Source organism: Colwellia sp. C1TZA3 (assembly GCF_007954265.1).
Lineage (GTDB): Bacteria > Pseudomonadota > Gammaproteobacteria > Enterobacterales > Alteromonadaceae > Cognaticolwellia.
This window is the reverse complement of sequence record NZ_VOLS01000021.1, coordinates 1-17,102: the sequence shown is the minus strand read 5'-3', so window position 1 is coordinate 17,102 and position 17,102 is coordinate 1. Positions and strand designations below refer to the sequence as shown.

General features: G+C 40.1%; 16 protein-coding genes. 1 reads left to right on the top strand and 15 read right to left on the bottom strand.

Features of this window, described 5'->3' with window-relative positions; all coding sequences use genetic code 11:
- Positions 1-358: 358 nt before the first annotated feature.
- Positions 359-667, top strand: coding sequence for a DUF6170 family protein (locus tag ESZ39_RS08150; protein ID WP_146879419.1), 309 nt, complete (start codon positions 359-361; stop codon positions 665-667).
- Between the two features lie 52 nt (positions 668-719).
- On the opposite strand, the gene ESZ39_RS08145 is transcribed toward ESZ39_RS08150, so the two are convergent.
- The 15 genes from ESZ39_RS08145 to flhA all read right to left on the bottom strand — a co-directional run bounded on the left by ESZ39_RS08145 (position 720) and on the right by flhA (position 16,595).
- Positions 720-1,526, bottom strand: a complete 807-nt coding sequence (locus ESZ39_RS08145) for a VacJ family lipoprotein (RefSeq protein ID WP_223270296.1) — start codon at positions 1,524-1,526, stop codon at positions 720-722.
- A gap of 165 nt (positions 1,527-1,691) precedes the next feature.
- Entirely contained in the window at positions 1,692-2,159 is a 468-nt protein-coding gene (locus tag ESZ39_RS08140; RefSeq protein WP_223270295.1) for a DUF2802 domain-containing protein, read from the bottom strand.
- A 58-nt stretch (positions 2,160-2,217) separates the two neighbouring features.
- Complete coding sequence (locus tag ESZ39_RS08135) at positions 2,218-2,712, bottom strand: chemotaxis protein CheW (RefSeq protein ID WP_146879418.1); 495 nt, start codon at positions 2,710-2,712, stop codon at positions 2,218-2,220.
- A gap of 86 nt (positions 2,713-2,798) precedes the next feature.
- Positions 2,799-3,647 carry a chemotaxis protein CheW gene (locus ESZ39_RS08130; protein WP_223270294.1) on the bottom strand — a complete coding sequence of 283 codons (849 nt, stop codon included), beginning with the start codon at positions 3,645-3,647 and terminating at the stop codon, positions 2,799-2,801.
- Positions 3,648-3,651: 4 nt separating this feature from the next.
- On the bottom strand, positions 3,652-4,428 hold the full coding sequence (locus tag ESZ39_RS08125; protein ID WP_146879417.1) for a ParA family protein: 777 nt from the start codon (positions 4,426-4,428) through the stop codon (positions 3,652-3,654).
- A gap of 9 nt (positions 4,429-4,437) precedes the next feature.
- Complete coding sequence (locus tag ESZ39_RS08120) at positions 4,438-5,448, bottom strand: flagellar motor protein MotB (protein ID WP_146879416.1); 1,011 nt, start codon at positions 5,446-5,448, stop codon at positions 4,438-4,440.
- Positions 5,445-6,191: a flagellar motor protein gene (locus ESZ39_RS08115; protein ID WP_146879415.1), complete on the bottom strand. Its 747-nt coding sequence runs from the start codon at positions 6,189-6,191 to the stop codon at positions 5,445-5,447. Before ESZ39_RS08115 ends, ESZ39_RS08120 begins: the two co-directional genes overlap by 4 nt.
- Positions 6,184-7,305 carry a chemotaxis response regulator protein-glutamate methylesterase gene (locus ESZ39_RS08110; protein ID WP_146879414.1) on the bottom strand — a complete coding sequence of 374 codons (1,122 nt, stop codon included), beginning with the start codon at positions 7,303-7,305 and terminating at the stop codon, positions 6,184-6,186. Before ESZ39_RS08110 ends, ESZ39_RS08115 begins: the two co-directional genes overlap by 8 nt.
- A 57-nt stretch (positions 7,306-7,362) precedes the next feature.
- A complete protein-coding gene (locus ESZ39_RS08105; protein ID WP_146879413.1) occupies positions 7,363-9,495 on the bottom strand; it encodes a chemotaxis protein CheA in 2,133 nt (710 codons plus the stop codon).
- A 13-nt stretch (positions 9,496-9,508) separates the two neighbouring features.
- A complete protein-coding gene (locus ESZ39_RS08100; protein WP_146879412.1) occupies positions 9,509-10,258 on the bottom strand; it encodes a protein phosphatase CheZ in 750 nt (249 codons plus the stop codon).
- Positions 10,259-10,287: 29 nt separating this feature from the next.
- Positions 10,288-10,671, bottom strand: coding sequence for a chemotaxis response regulator CheY (cheY, locus tag ESZ39_RS08095; protein WP_146879411.1), 384 nt, complete (start codon positions 10,669-10,671; stop codon positions 10,288-10,290).
- A 52-nt stretch (positions 10,672-10,723) separates the two neighbouring features.
- On the bottom strand, positions 10,724-11,437 hold the full coding sequence (locus tag ESZ39_RS08090; protein ID WP_146879410.1) for an RNA polymerase sigma factor FliA: 714 nt from the start codon (positions 11,435-11,437) through the stop codon (positions 10,724-10,726).
- A gap of 242 nt (positions 11,438-11,679) precedes the next feature.
- On the bottom strand, positions 11,680-12,522 hold the full coding sequence (locus tag ESZ39_RS08085) for a MinD/ParA family protein (protein WP_146879409.1): 843 nt from the start codon (positions 12,520-12,522) through the stop codon (positions 11,680-11,682).
- A gap of 351 nt (positions 12,523-12,873) precedes the next feature.
- Complete coding sequence (gene flhF / locus ESZ39_RS08080) at positions 12,874-14,448, bottom strand: flagellar biosynthesis protein FlhF (RefSeq protein WP_146879408.1); 1,575 nt, start codon at positions 14,446-14,448, stop codon at positions 12,874-12,876.
- Positions 14,449-14,492: 44 nt separating this feature from the next.
- Entirely contained in the window at positions 14,493-16,595 is a 2,103-nt protein-coding gene (gene flhA, locus ESZ39_RS08075) for a flagellar biosynthesis protein FlhA (RefSeq protein WP_146879407.1), read from the bottom strand.
- Between the last annotated feature and the right edge of the window lie 507 nt (positions 16,596-17,102).

The following is a 17,102-nucleotide window of genomic DNA, read 5'->3' as shown; positions in this document are numbered from 1 at the left end:
CAGTCCTCCTGCTCTTCTCCCTGTGAATAATTTTGTTATTTTTTTACAGGGAGGAAACAATGAGAAAAGAATGAGGTAGGGCTTTAGATATTTAAAAAGCGTTTTATGTTTTGGTCTTTCCTCCTGCAGTCCTCCTGCTCTTCTCCCAATAACTGAGCGCTACCTTTAACTGCTCTCTTTTAACTGATAGCTTCAAACTGATAGCTTACCGCTATCTTTTAACCGCTATCTTTCTGAGCAAATAACCAGCAACAAGGTTAATAAATCACTCACTATCGTATTTGCCCATGGCACATTAAGTGTCATTTTTGTATGATAGCGTTACCTATAATTTTAGCGCATATTTACTTGAAATTTTATGACCATTTATTTATCTTCCAATAAAATACCAGCCTTGCAGGCATTTAGTTTACATCAACGACAAGCAATTCTGGCCTTGGCGCAAGCAAAGCTTACTGTGCCTGAAAAGTTTATTTTAAATATGATTAAGTTATCGCTGCTGATCCCACCGTTTTTCTTTATCGCAAATTTACAAGGCTTTGCCTTGGCAGCGTCCGTTGTGATAGTGCTGATTGCCTATTTTTTGTTATTAAGGCCTGTTATGTTATTTTTTGCACAAAAATACTTAGCTAACGCCATCGAGCAATATAAAAAAAGCGAACTTTAGTTCGCTTTTTTTATTCTTTACCTTGTTGCTAACCTTAGTCTTAATCCAAAGATTAAGGCTGCATTTCTTCAAGCTCTTCTAGATAAGCGTCAATACTTGCCTCTTCTGCTTGGTTAAGTTCAATCGGAGGATTTCCATCGTAAACTCTAAACTGCATATTTTGAAAATAAGCATTTTTAACAAACTCATAGGGATCAATAGCATCATTGATAATAGTTTCTTGATCAGCAAACGATGCGCGAGCTTCCAGGCCTAAAACACCGGCTCGCAGTAAATTAGGCCAAAAATCAATAATAACCAGTGGCCAGTAATAACCATCAACAAAGTCGCCTACCTCCTCACGTACCGATGAAGGACCCAGCGCAGGAACAACCAAGTAAGGCCCATCACCCACACCATAACTGCCAAGTACTTCGCCAAATTCTTCTTGTTTTCGGTTCCAACCAAAGTCACTCGCTGGGTCAAAAAAACCTAATAAGCCAACAGTAGAATTCAACACAAAGCGTCCGGTTGACTTTGCTGCATCAGTGAACTTTGCTTGTAATAAATGGTTAATTATTGTTGAGGGTTCATTGAGGTTCAGTGCCATATTATGAACACCTTTGCGTAAATCTGTTGGCATATATTCAACATAGCCTTGTGATGCCGGCTTGAGAACATATTTGTCGGCATAATCCCAAGTAAAGGTCCAAAAAGGTCGGTTAATCACTTCTAGCGGGTCTTTTGGATCAGATAGCGTTTGCTCTGACGAAGGTGTTGTCGAACAGGCCGTTAAAAAAAACGAAAACATTACCGTTAGCAAGAGTTTAAAGCTAACTATTGCTTGGGTTTTCAAGACAACTTTTTTTATTCTATTCACTACAGGATCCTTATTTTATAACCGTTATATAATATATAGGGGTTATAGGGGTTATAGGGGTTATAAAGCTAAAAATAAAATTTTACTATCGGCAGTTTATCACGAGAGCGTTTAAGGGTTTACTTAAAATGTAAGGTTTAAACTCGCTATTTTCTAACCATGGTACTATTTTGCTGCTTTTTTTTGGTGAATAGAAAGCAACATTTCGGCCTCAGCTCTTGGAATATCACACTCTCGCATTATTTCAGCAAGGCCTGCACCCAGCTCAACCAATTTTTGTGCTCGAGTATATAACTTATCTTCAGGTTGCTGATGTAATAGCTTTTCAATACTTTGAAATTGGCTATTAAACTGTTCCTGAATCATTTTAATCCGGTGTTCTAATTGCTTGCTAACTTGTTCGTTTTCTCTTTGCGACTCAGTGCAGTCTTGCTGATTGATTTCTAACTGCGCTTGATGTCTAGCAAGCAAGTTTTGTAAGTCTATTAGTTGTATTTCTTGACTGTTTACTTGATGTTGTAATTCATCTATTTGTTGAGCAAAACGATTTTTTCGTGCCAACAAAAATATAGCAACGAGTATCACCATAACGAATGTGATTAAGCTGATCAGATTAGCAGATATATTTTCCATAAGTTTAATTGGCTTCGTTGGAAATAAAAGCCTACTCAAGTAGGCTTATTGGCTAAAATTAGAATTGCTTGAGTTCGTCCCACTCTTCGTCAGAGAGTAATTGGTTTAGATCAACCAAAATGAGTAATTCACCCTCTCGGTTTGACACACCTTGAATAAATTTGGCACTTTCATCGTTGCCAACATTGGGTGCAACATCAATCTCTGATGCTTTTAAATAAACAACTTCAGCAACGCTATCAACTAAAATGCCAATAACTTGTGTTTCAGCTTCAATGATGACAATGCGAGTGTTGTTGGTTATTTCAGCAGATTCAAGCCCAAACCTTGCACGAGTATCGATGACGGTAACGACATTACCACGTAAGTTAATAATGCCCATAACATAAATTGGCGCCCCGGGTACAGGCGCTACTTCAGTGTAACGTAACACTTCTTGCACTTGCATTACGTTGATACCGTATGTTTCTCGGTCGAGCTTAAACGTTACCCACTGTAGTATTTCATCATTGATGTTTACACGTTCGCTTGCATTGCGTCTTTCATCAGACATACTGCTGACCTCTTTAAATTTTAGTTGTTATTTTCATGACCAGAATACTTAGGCTCTCAGTATACTGGCAAGTTTACATTCATCAATTATTCTTGGGTTATATTTACACCTTTGTCCAATAACTTGATTAAAGATTCAACATCTAACAGTACGCACATCCGGTTTTTTACTAATCCTGCCAGCCAAGGACGCTTGTTTGGGGTATCTAACCACTTAACATCTTCTTGCTTGAGCGTTACCGTATCGACTAATTTCTCAGCCGACAAGCCCCAAGATGAGTCATTTAACATAATAATATATTGGTAATTAAGCGCTGAAATTAATGCTGGGTCACACTTTTCAGGCATTACCCATAGCGCGGTATCAACCACATTAACTTTTGCTGCTCGGTGCAGCATAACACCTTTAAACCAATCAGGTTTACCCATCAGTGGCGTGGTTTTATCGGCATTATGAATACCACCTAACTCGATCAATGGCACAGCAATCATTAAACCCGCAACCTCAAAAAACATCACCTGAAAGTCGCCTTGGCGATAACTGCGTTGTTGAGTCGCTGCAACGTTAGCAGCACTTTTACGGGTTTCAATTATATTTTCGCTAGGGTCAATAGGGTTTATGGTTGGCTGTTTTAGCGTAACTTCAGCCGCTGCTGTTGCCAGTATTGGTTCAACTTTTACCTTACTTTTATCGCTGTGGCTAAGTGCAGAGTCTTGAACTTTACTTTGACTTTCAGCTTTAGCCAAGCTTAATCTTTCGGTGTCGTTTGATGAGAAAGTTTGTGGAAAAGTAGCACTACTCAGTAATTTCTCTAGTGGCTGATATTGTCTCTCTTTAACCGGCAATGCTGATTTTTGCTCTACGGCTTCTTCAGTAAGCAATTCTGACAAATAAGTCTGCATCAGTTTTTTACTTGCAGCTAAAGGCTTTGGCATCGGCTTACTTACTCTTTGTGTTTAAGTTAATGAGATATTTTAATAAATTTTTATAAGCAATGATACCACGAGATTTTGCAGCATAATCTGAAGGTACTTTCTGGGCGACACTGGCGTTACGAAAATTAGTGTCAATGGGTACTACTGAAGGCCAAACAGACTGGCCATAAAGATCTTGCAACTTTTGGTGAGTCGTTTTTGATGCTTTAGTGCGTTTATCAAACATGGTAGGGACAATAGTATATTTGAACGGCAAAGGCTGTTGACCCTGCATAATTTCTAAAGTTTTCATCATCCGGTCTAAACCTTTTAGCGCTAAAAACTCAGTTTGAACCGGTACTATAATTCTATCGCTAGCGGCTAATGCATTCACCATCAGCACCCCTAAAATCGGCGGGCAATCAATCAATACATAGTCATATTCACCTTCGATTGCTCGCATCACTTTTTTTAACACTAAGCCCATACCACCTTTATTGCCCAGTGCACGATCAAGTGTCGCTAAGCCCATGGTGCCAGGGAGTATGTCGATATTATCATAATGTGTAGGACATAAACTTTGCATGATCTGTTCTTTGGTTGATACCTGTAAAAACAGATTGTAAACACTGAGCTCTAGGTCTTCAGATTCAATACCAAAATAATAACTTAATGATGCATGAGGGTCGGTATCAACTAAAAGTACGCGCTGGCCTTGCTCAGCTAATAAACCGGCTAAGGCAATAGCTGTGGTCGTTTTGCCCACGCCACCTTTTTGATTTGCAACGGTCCAAACTACCAAGTTGAATTCCTATTGTTCATTAGTTTTTGCTTGTGCTGGCTTAGTGGCTTCATTGTTAGCATTAGTCTCAGGTCGAGTAGTAATACGAATACCCCCATTATCGAGTTGGATAATACGAATTTCATCATCTTTTATTTCAGTACTAGTGCTGCTAATCGTTTTTACATCTGCAACTGAAATAGTAGCTTCGGCTGTCGTTGTTGCTACTACATTGGCTTTTTGTAAACCATATTTAGAAAGCGCAATAACCACACGACGGTTTTTTGCCCGCCCTGCTACCGTTGCATTATTAGCACTTGGATAATACTGACCATAACCTTCAATAGCCATTCGAGCAGGGTTTAAGGTTAGCGCTTCTAATGCACGTAAAATTGCTGTTGCTCTAAATACCGATAATTCCCAATTAGAAGAAAAAATTTCAGTCTTAATCGCTTGATTATCGGTATAACCTCTCACTCTAATATAGTTGCTAGTATCGGCAATAATTTGATAGATAACCAACAAAATATCTTTTGCGGCATGGGTTGGCGAGGCTGAGCCACTTGGAAACAATAAACCACTGTTTAATTCAATTTCCAACCAGTCACCATCAATTTTCAGTTGCGCATAACCGGACTCAACTAATTCATATAAAGCTTCATGAAGATTTTTTTCCAAAGACGTTAAGCTAGTGCCTACTTGTGCATCTGAGACAGTTGATAAGGGGATGTTACCTGAAACAGGTTTAGCTCCAACATCCTCTAAAATAGTATCGCCAAATAATTTTCGCTTAGTTTTTGAACTATTAACTGGTAAAATGTCATCGCCATGGCCACGATTTTTAGCTTGTTCTTCATGCGCTTGAAATACACGACCTAGAGATGCTGTCGCGGTTTCAAACGGTTTTTCATTGACCATTGCCATAGCATATAACACGACAAAAAGTGCAAATAATAAGGTCATATAATCCGCATAAGACACTAACCAACGCTCGACATTTTCATGTTCTACTAGGTGGCGTCTGGCGCGAAGACGATTCATTGCTCTAACCGAAATGCCGACAGTTTGTTTTCAATGGCATGTGGATTTTCTGCTAAGGCTATGGCAATTAAACCTTCGGTCATCATTTCGCGATACATAGTTTGTTCGTGCACTATGGCTTTAATTTTATTGGCAACCGGTAAATAAAGTAGGTTCGCAAAACCGACACCATAAATAGTGGCAACAAATGCTGTGGCAATACCTTGTCCCAATAATTGCGGATCAGCCAAATTAGACATGGCATGTATTAAACCCAGCACAGCACCTAAAATACCAATGGTTGGACTATAACCGCCCATTGACTCAAAAACATGGGCAGAGCGTAAATTATGTTCACGATATAAATCTAAATCAAGTTCTAATGACACTCTTAGGTTTTCAACCTCTATACCGTCAACAAGTAAATTTAAGCCTTTGTTAACGTAAAAGTCATTTTCTTCTTCAGCAATATATTCTAGTGACAAAAAACCAGACTCTCGTGCTTTTTCAGCCCAAAGTACAATCGATTCAATACCCTGTTCAATATCGTATTTAGGTGGCACAAACAACCATTTGAGTAAGCTTATTGCGTGAAAAAACTGACTTTGCGATGACTGCAACATAACAGCGCCAAGCGTACCACCAAACACGATAATAAAGGCAGGTAGTTCCAACAACGAAGATATAGCACCGCCGTCAATAATGAAACCAAAATAGATAGCAGAAATAGCAATTAGCAGTCCCGCTATACTCAGTTTATCCATGCTGTATTTCCTTAAGAATTGCAGCGGGAAAACTTTCAAGCGCCAATGAACGTTCAGATAATCCGGCAACCTTGACCGCTTGCGGCATACCATAAACAACACAAGAGTCTTCATCTTGCGCCCATATGGTTGCACCTTTACTTTTTAATAATCGTGAGCCTTCACGACCATCTGCGCCCATTCCGGTTAAAATGATCCCTAAAACTTTACCACCAAAAATTTTAGCGGCTGAAGCAAAACTAATATCTACACTCGGTTTAAAAGCAATCCGTTCAGAATTGTCTGCCAGTATTCTTAGTTTTGCAGCACTTTCTGTACCGTCAATGATCATCTGTTTGCCACCAGGCGCTAAATAGGCATGACCAGGTTTTAAGATGTCACCTGAATTCGCTTGGCTCACATTTATCTTACAGATACTATTTAAGCGGTTGGCAAAAGCTAAAGTAAATGCCGCTGGCATGTGCTGCACCATAATGATGGGTAACGGGAAGTCTTCAGGTAATTGAGTTAACAACTTTTGTAGTGCTACAGGCCCTCCAGTTGAAGTACCTATTGCGAGTAATTTGTATTTTTTGCCGGAACTTTTTCTAAAGGATGCGTTTTGCTGTGGGGTAATTTTTACAGCAGAATTTGGGGTAACAACATGACTTACCTTATTTTTTCCCTCAGCAACAGCCTGTGAACGAAAGGTTGAAGCTCGTGCGGTTCTAAGCACTTTTTTTCTAGCTAATTGCTTAACGCGTTGACGTAGTACATCACCAGCGTCTTCAGTATTTTTAGCTATTTCGTTAAACTTTTTCGGCAGAAAATCTAACGCACCGGCATCGAGTGCTTCCAGCGTCGCTTTAGCGCCATCATGAGTTAATGAAGAAAACATAATAATGGCCGTAGGTGCTTTCACCATGATCTGTTTCACCGCTTCAATGCCATTTAATAACGGCATTTCTATATCCATAGTGATTACGTCAGGCTTTAATGACATCGCCTTTTCTACTGCATCAATACCATTAATAGCAACACCGATAACCTCAAGATCAGCATCCTTATTGAGGATATCGGTTACTCGGCGTCGAAAAAAACTGGAGTCATCAACTACTAATACTTTAAATGACATTTACAATCTATTTCCTGTCGTGATTATATGTTTACCGCGGGCTATTACCCATGGATATTATGAACGTAATTTTTTCTTCACTAGCGTTTTTTTTGCGTAAAATTTAAGCATATTAGGTACATCAATGATTAAGGCAATACCGCCGTCACTGGTTATTGTAGCTCCAGCCATACCTGGCGTGCCATTTAATAATCTGTCTAGCGGTTTGATAACCACCTCTTCTTGGCCAATTAAGCTATCAACAACAAAGCCAATTTGCTGATTGCCTAGCTGCACAATAACAACATGACCGCGATCTCGCGGCTTTTCAACATAATTTCGCACTAGCCACTGATCAAGATAAAATAATGGGATAGCTTTTTCACGAACAATGATGGTCAGCTGTCCATCAACAACGTTAGTTTTAGTCAAATCAAGGTGGAATATTTCATTAACCACGGCAAGCGGTAATGCAAAGGTCTGTTTGCCAATCACCACCATTAGGGTTGGCAATATGGCTAAAGTTAATGGCACTTTAATTTCAAGTATCGTGCCTACACCCATTTCTGAGTCGATACTAACCGTACCATTTAGCTGGGTGATTTTTGTTTTCACCACATCCATACCAACGCCACGGCCTGATACTTCTGAAATTTCGGTTTTTGTTGAAAATCCAGGGGCGAAAATTAAACTAAAGGCTTCTTTGTCAGACATACGCGCTGCAGCATCGGCCTCCAAAACCCCGCGTTCTATGGCTATTTCTTTTAATTTTTCAGCATTCATGCCAGCGCCGTCATCACGAATGGTTAGTAGAATATGGTCGCCTTCTTGTGATGCTGACAATAGCACGATACCTTCTCGTGGCTTACCAGCCGCTTCACGTTTATCAGGGTCTTCAATCCCGTGATCAACCGAGTTGCGCACAAGATGCACTAAAGGATCGGCTAAAGCTTCAACTAAATTTTTATCTAGGTCGGTTTCTTCACCTTCAAGAATAAGTTTAATTTCTTTATTGAGACTACGGGCTAAATCACGTACTACACGAGGAAAACGTCCAAACACTTTCTTAATCGGTTGCATACGCGTTTTCATTACCGCGCCTTGCAAGTCAGTAGTCACCGCATCTAGGTTTGATAACGCTTTGGTTAACTCTTCATCTTCTTTTGTCATCCCTAAACTAGTCAGACGATTACGCACTAAAACTAACTCACCAACCATATTCATGATCTGATCTAGTCGTTTGGTGTCAACCCTAACTGTTGTTTCACCTTGAGCGGGCTGTGCGGGTGCCGGTTTTTTGTCAGCCGTTGTTGATACCTGATTTATTGCCGGTTTAGCCTTGATATTATCCGCCGCAGGGACACTTACTGCTTTTGTAACCGCTGTCACTTTCTCAGCAGCTGCTACTGATGCGGTTGTTTCCGATTTAGGTCGTTGACCTTTACCGTGTAGTTGGTCTAGTAACGACTCAAAATCATCATCATTTATTTCATCGCTTGATGTTGAGCTTACTGTCTTGGCATGCGCTGGGGTCACAGCAGAAGAGAATCCACCTTGGCCATGCAGTTCGTCCAGTAAGGATTCAAATTCATCATCCGAAATATCATCACCACTATTATCACCACTATCATCGTCACTACTAGAGGTTGTCGGCTGTTCTGCTACGGGCGCACTTGCTTTTTTTGCGCCACTGCCATGAAGTTCATCTAATAAGCGTTCGAATTCATCTTCTGACATTTCGTCACTTGAACTACTATTATCGACCGGTATATTTTCTTCAGCCGTTGCAACAAAATGTTCTGCCTCTGGCGCTGCTTGTCCTTCAGGCTGAGATAATCGATGTAACTCGGCTAGTAAACTCGGTTCAGCGCTGCTTAACGACTCTTTATTTTGTACTTGAGTAAACATTTCGTTAATGGTGTCAAGCGCTTTAAGAATGACATCCATTAATGATGAAGTAACTGATCGTTGCTGATTTCTTAAGGTATCAAAAACATTTTCCGCACCGTGACAGGCATCAACTAACTCGGCAAGCGACAAAAAGCCAGCACCACCTTTTACGGTATGAAAGCCCCTAAAAATAGCATTGAGCAATTCAGCATTTTCAGGATCATTTTCAAGTTCAACTAATTGCTCTGACAAGGTTTCAAGTATTTCCCCAGCTTCAATTAAAAAATCCTGAAGAATTTCTTCATCTTGTGCAAATGACATTTAGTAACTCCTATTAAAAACCTAAACTTGATAATAAATCATCAACGTCATCTTGATCTGAGACAACATCTTTGCGACTTTCACGATTAACGATTGGACCTTCGACTAAATTTTCACCCAATTGTGGTACGTAATTTGATTGGTTTTGTTCAGAAGAAATATCAAAAGCTGTCAGCATATTTATTAGGCTGTCTTCAACCTCACAAACTAAGTCAATAACCTTGCGAATAACTTGCCCCGTAAGATCTTGAAAATCTTGCGCCATCAAAACATCAGTCATTAAGCGATGAATATTACTCGCTTCTTTTTCTGTTGTTTTCAGTAAAACATCGATATCTAGACATAATGACTTAAACTCGCCCACCTCAAGCTCATTGTGCATTAATTTATGCCAAAGTGGATTAACGTTATTGATTTGTTGTTGAATGTTACTGACCACCGGAAAAATTGATTCAACAACATCCATAGTTTTATTAGCCGCGTCTTCGGTGCGACTAATCACAAAGTTTAACCTTTCTTTAGCGTCTGGAATATCAGCAGTCGCTAAATCGTTCAAACGGGCATCAAAATGAAAGTTATTCAAGGAATCATGCAATTGGCGGGTTAACTTACCTATTTCTTCAAATAGTTCAATTTGAATCGGATTTTGAATTTCGGCAATTAATTCATCTGCTTTGTTTTGTTGATCTGTCTCAAGGTATTCAACCAACAATCTAGCCTGTTCTAAAGAAACGTGAACACTAGTACTAGTACTTTTACTCATATAACAGCCTTGTGTAAAAAAGTTGGTGACTAACCAAGACGTTGGAAAATTTTCTCAAGCTTTGCGCTTAACGTTGCAGCGGTAAAAGGTTTAACGATATAACCGTTCACTCCCGCTTGAGCCGCCATGATAATTTGATCTTTCTTCGCTTCTGCAGTCACCATCAATACCGGAATATGCGATAATTTTTCATCTGCTCTAATGGCTTTAAGTAAATCTATACCTTGCATAACAGGCATATTCCAATCAGTAACAACAAAATCAAAATCACCCGCTTTAAGCATCGGCAGTGCGGTATTACCATCATCTGCTTCTGATATATTGGTGAAACCTAAGTCACGTAACAAATTTTTGATTATACGTCTCATTGTTGAAAAATCGTCAACAACAAGTACTTTCATATTCTTTTCCAAGGCACTCTCCGGTAATAACATTTAAAATTTTACAATATGACTAATATTCTACTTAACTTTGCCACGATTGCATACGAGCTTTTAATCTATGCATCGCCTGACTGTGTATTTGACTTACCCGTGATTCACTCACATCGAGTACTTGGCCTATTTCTCTGAGGTTAAGCTCTTCATCATAATACAAAGACAGTACTAAAGCTTCACGCTCGGGTAAAGAGGAAATACATTCTGCTAATGACTTTTTAAAGAAACTCTGTTCAATGTTGGCGTAAGGTTCATCCTGGTGATGACTGTGGGCTATTTCAATCACATCCTCACTAACACCTAAGTCATCAATGCCCAAAATTTTACCTGAGCTAACATCATTAAGTATTTGATGGTATTCATTAATTGAAATCTCGAGTTTTTCAGCAACTTCAATATCGGTAACATCACGACCATATTGCGCTTCTAAGCTTTTTATGGCTTCGCTGATCATACGACTATTTTTATGCACTGAGCGTGGAACCCAGTCGCCTCGACGAATTTCATCAAGCATAGCACCACGAATACGAATACCCGCGAAAGTTTCAAAGCTAGCACCTTTGCTATTATCAAAATTATTTGCCGCTTCGAGTAAACCTATCATGCCTGATTGAATAAGATCATCAACCAAAACACTGGCAGGTAACCGGGCAAGTAAATGATAAGCAATGCGTTTCACGAGTACCGTGTGTCGCTCCAGCAAGGCCGATTTATCAACACTATAAGTATGTACTTTTAACACTATAACTCACTTGTTTGTTAAATAGGGCCCGTAGATTTTTAATTTTAGTCTCGGCTATAGCTTATGTTTTGATTAACAAATCGACAAACATATTAGCGAATTCTGCCACTTTGTACTTGCCAACAATATTAGCTAAACATTAACGATAGACCTTTAACAGGCAGTAAAAAAACCTACACACTTAATGCCTACACGGATGTAGGTACTTGGGTTATGTCTAGAACTTATAAGGCCAACAACCCCTAGTGTTCTAGTAATTGCTCAATAAAAAATTCTAAATGCCCTGAAGCTTCTTTTGGCACTGGCCAGCTAATGATATTTTTAGCAAGCCCTTGAAGGCTTATTGACGCCGGAGAATTAGGATAGGCCTCGACAATAGCTTGTTGTTTTCTAACAGATTTACGAATATTTTCATCATAAGGTATAACGGCAACAAGCTCTAAGGTAACATCTAAAAATCGATCGGTGACTTTAGCTAATTTAGCAAATAAATTTTTACCTTCATTTGGGGTACGCACCATGTTTGCCACCACTTTAAACTTGAATAGCCCGTGATCTCGGCTTAACAGTTTCATCAAGGCATAACAGTCAGTGATTGAGGTCGGTTCGTCGCACACCACTAGTAAGACATCTTGCGATGCACGGCAAAAACTCAATACCATATCGGAAATACCTGCAGCGGTATCAACAATTAAAATATCAAATTTAGTTTGCATATCACTAAAAGCACGAATAAGCCCCGCATGCTCAGCAGGGGTTAAATCCACCATAGATTGAGTGCCTGATGTCGCCGGAATAATGTTAATGCCAGCAGGGCCTTGAATAATAATATCATCAAGTTCACATTCGCCAGATAGCACATGCGACAAGTTACGTTTGACACGCAAACCTAGCATAACATCAACATTAGCCAAGCCTAAGTCGGCATCTAGCACTAAAACCCGCTTACCTAATTTAGCTAAAGAAATGGCGGTATTTAATGAGACATTGGTTTTACCCACCCCGCCTTTACCGCCAGAAACGGCTATGACTTTTATGTATTGGGGAGCTTGCATTTTTCTTAAGCCACTCGCTTGATCTATCATCTATATAACTTCTCTATATAAGACCAATTACCATAAATAATCAGTCATTCTAAGGTGGCCTACACATCCAATACCTGCGCTACTTTTAATCACATACGCTCACTATTGCTCAACAATATGCTCCTGCATTGCTCTACTGACTTACCTCAACCTACAAGGATTAACTAATGCTGTGGAGCCATGAATAGCTAGGAAGCGCTATGTAAAAATTAATCAAGCACCTTGCTGACATGGATGTAAGTACTTATGTTTAGTCTGGAACAATAAACATCTGCTCTTGACCCGTTATGCTCACTTATAACTACTTACTCAATGCAATTGCTATTAACTGCTCTACCTAATATAAGGCGACTATACTGCGACAGTTGATAGCGGATTGCGCCAAGAGACGGTCCCTGAATTTTGATACTTGGTGGCCATTCTGTCTGCCAGCGTAACCAATTTTTCAGCATTTGCAACTTTAATATCTTCAGGAACTCTTTGTCCATCAGTAAGATAACCAATAGCTAAACCATTTTGTAATGACGTAGTTATAATTTCACCAACACTTAAGCTTTCATCTAATTTAGTATAAATGCAGCCCGCTAAAGGTATACGTTTAAAGCGTTCAACATTTTCTTGCATAACACGCTGCTGCGTATTTGCCGCTAGCACTAAGTAGTTACGAATTCTAACACGAGCATTCGAGATTAAGGTAGTCAAATGCTCAGTTAGGCGCATATCTCTTTGCCCCATGCCGGCGGTATCTATCAAGATTAATTTCTTTTGTGAAAACTGTTGTAACAGGCTGTCTAGCTCATCACCGTCATTGGCCAACTTAACGTGGCAACCAATAATACGACCGTAAGTAGCAAGCTGTTCAAAACCCGCAATACGATAACTATCAGTAGAAATTAATACCACTTGATCGGCGCCGTGAAGCTGGGCAAAGCGGGCCGCTAATTTCGCAATAGTGGTGGTTTTACCCACGCCTGTTGGCCCAACCAGAGAAACCACACCACCACGTTGAATAATATCATTGTTAGTGGTATTTAATTGCTGCGCTATAATATGTTTTGCTTGCTCAAAGGCATCTTTTTCAAGGCTATTAGCAGGAATGTAGCCAGCAATTTGATCCGCCACTTGTTCATTAAGACCCATCGCCATTAGTTTATTCACCAAGACAGCGCGCATCGGATCTTTTTGTGCCATATCTTGCCACATTAACCCTGACATTTGATGTTCTAACAGCTGACGAATAGAAGACATTTCTTTTTGCATATTGTCAAATTCACTGCCACTTATTTGACGTTCGCCCTGTGAAGTCATTTTCTCAGGTCTAGCTGTTGACGAGTCAGTCGAGTTATTGAAATTTGAACTATTTGACCCATGCTGACTAGCATCTGCTGGTTGATTGGCACCATGATCAGATGAATCTACATCAGTAGTTTGCTCTAAACGCGTAGTAAAGTTTTTAAACTGTTGCTCAATATCTTGTGCTGCAGCACCAGGCTTGTTGTCAGCTTGATGATTAGCCTCAGCTGTTGAACTGGCTATCTGACTATTAAATGCCTGTGTTGCTGGAGATTTATCGTAACCATTTTGTTGTACTTGTCGGCTCAATAACGCGGCTAAGCTGTCGGCTGGCAAAGTTGTTGACTGTTCTGCTGACTGAGGTGAACTGCTAATCGCTACTGTATCTTCGACACTATCGAATCGGTCCACTCGATTAGTCGGCTGGCTATTACTAGCCGTGCTAGTTTTACTGTGCTCAGATACTGATGGTTGGGCGGGCTTAACACTTTGGTTATAGTCAACCGCTGCCATTAATTCGACACCTTCAGCAATTTTTTTATTAGACATAATGACGGCGTCAACACCCAAATCTTCTTTAATTTGTGCGAGTGCGCTTCTCATATCTTTTGCTACATAACGTCTAATTTTCATCGCCAACCCTTATAATTCAGTACAACTTACTTTGAAGTATTTTTTTACTGGCCGATAGCACTAACAATTTTGATTTGCTTATCATCTGGAATTTCTTGATAAGAAATCACCCGTAATCCCGGGATGGTATATTTAACAAATTTAGCTAAAACTGCCCGTAAAATGCCTGACGTTAATAAAATTGGTGTGTCGCCAGCCATTTCTTGCTGTTGTGCACCGTCGGTCAAAGATTTTTGTAGTCTTTCTGCTAAACCTGGTTCGATACCTGCGCCATCATCTCCAGCCATTTGCATAGACTGATGCAACATTTGTTCCAACTCTGGTGACAAAGTTATGACAGGTACTTCTATTACAGGCCCAACTAACTCTTGCACAATGAATTTTCGTAAAGTTATCCGAACCGCCGCCGTTAACACTTCAGGGTCTTGGGTCTTAGGACCATATTCGACTAAGGTTTGAATAATGCTACGCATGTCACGTACCGCCACCCCTTCATTCATTAGGTTTTGTAGTACTTTTACTATTGTGCCTAATGACAAGACGTCTGGGATAAGGCCTTCAATCAACTTAGGATAACTCTTAGCTAACATATCAAGTAGGTTTTGAACTTCCTCATGCCCTAATAACTGCGCGGTATTATTAGTTAAAATTTGACTTAAATGTGTTGCTAGTACCGTGGCTGAATCAACCACCGTATAGCCTAGCGATTGTGCGTGTTCTCGTTGCTCTTTTTTTATCCACACAGCATCTAAGCCAAAAGCAGGGTCTTTGGTCGCAACGCCATCAAGTTTGCCAAAAACTTGACCTGGATTAATAGCCAGTTCTTGATCGTGGCGAATTTCCGCGTCTCCTACTGTGACTCCCATCAGCGATATCCGGTAACTGTTAGGGTCTAAGTCTAAATTGTCACGAATATGAACGGCTGGCACCAAAAAGCCAAATTCTTGTGACAGTTTTTTTCTCACGCCTTTAATGCGATTAAGTAGCTCTCCACCTTGGGCTTTATCAACCAAAGGAATTAAACGGTAGCCTATCTCGAGGCCAATAATGTCAACATGGTTCACATCATCCCAGCCTAAGTCTTTAACTTCAGCTTCTTGTTGCTGATTTTCAACTTCTGCCGCCTGACCTTGTTCGATTAATTGTGCTGCTGCCGCGGCTTTATATTTACTATTAAAAAACGCAACCGCAGCAATTAATACCGAAAAAGTTAAAAAGGCAACGTGGGGCATGCCGGGCACAATACCCATAATAAACATCACACCAGCGGCAATATAAAGTGATTTTTCTTGGCCAAGTTGGCTGCTGACTTGCTCGCCCATATCTTGAGAGGTGTTTTGGCGAGTCACTACGATTGCTGTGCCTACTGATAGCAACAACCCTGGAATTTGTGCAACTAAACCGTCTCCAATCGTCAGTAGGGTATAAATTTCCACCGCACGGTCAAACGAAAGATCATGTTGCACCATACCAATAATTAAGCCACCAACAATATTGATAAAAAGAATTAAAATCCCCGCAATAGCATCACCTTTAACAAATTTACTCGCACCATCCATTGAGCCATAAAAGTCGGCTTCACTGGTGACTTCAACTCGGCGTTCTCTGGCTTCATCTGCGGTTATAAAGCCGGCATTTAAATCCGCGTCAATCGCCATTTGTTTACCTGGCATAGCGTCTAAAGTAAAGCGCGCAGTAACTTCAGCAATACGCCCTGCACCTTTGGTAACAACAACGAAATTAATAATAATTAGAATGGCAAAAACCACTAATCCCACCGCGTAATTGCCGCCAATAACAACCGAGCCAAAAGCTTCAATAACTTTTCCTGCCGCATCGGGACCTTCATGGCCTTCAAGTAATACCACTCGGGTACTGGCAACATTGAGCGCTAAGCGCAAAATAGTCGCAATTAACAATACCGCTGGGAACGAACCAAACTCAAGCGGCTTTAAGGTATAAACTGTGATCAGTAAGACCACCAAAGACAAGGCAATATTGAAAGAAAAAAGAATATCCAACAAAAATGCCGGCATAGGTAAGATCACCATACCGAGCGCCGCCATTACGAGAAATGGCGTACCTAAACCTGAAAGTAGGTTAAGTTTTTGTTTCTTTAACTTATTAAAAGTTTCGGCTAACTGCATGAGTGCTTAAGGATAATTTTTTGACGTGTCTTGTAGTTAGCAATAATCAGACCAATGTCATTGATTTTGCGATTTAAGCGTTTATATTTTATAGCGCTGAGGGGTATTCTTTTGTCTGTTCAATCTAGACTTAATGATTTTTTTTGTAGCTTATACTTCAGTCTGTCAACCGGTAATACCAGTTCCATTAAGTTTGTGATCTTGTTGTGCGCAGGAAAAATAATACCAGTTCCATTAAGTTTGTGATCTTGTTGTGCGCAGGAAAAATAACTCAAGGTAAGGCGCTCGATTGAGCAATAGCTGGCTATTGGGAGTGAGAGCAACACAGCCTTGAGCTATTTTAACTAGTACAAGTGAGCAATAACTTAATGGGATTGGTATAATACCAGTTCCATTAAGTTTGTGATCTTGTTGTGCGCAGGAAAAATAACTCAAGGTAAGGCGCTCGATTGAGCAATAGCTGGCTATTGGGAGTGAGAGCAACACAGCCTTGAGCTATTTTAACTA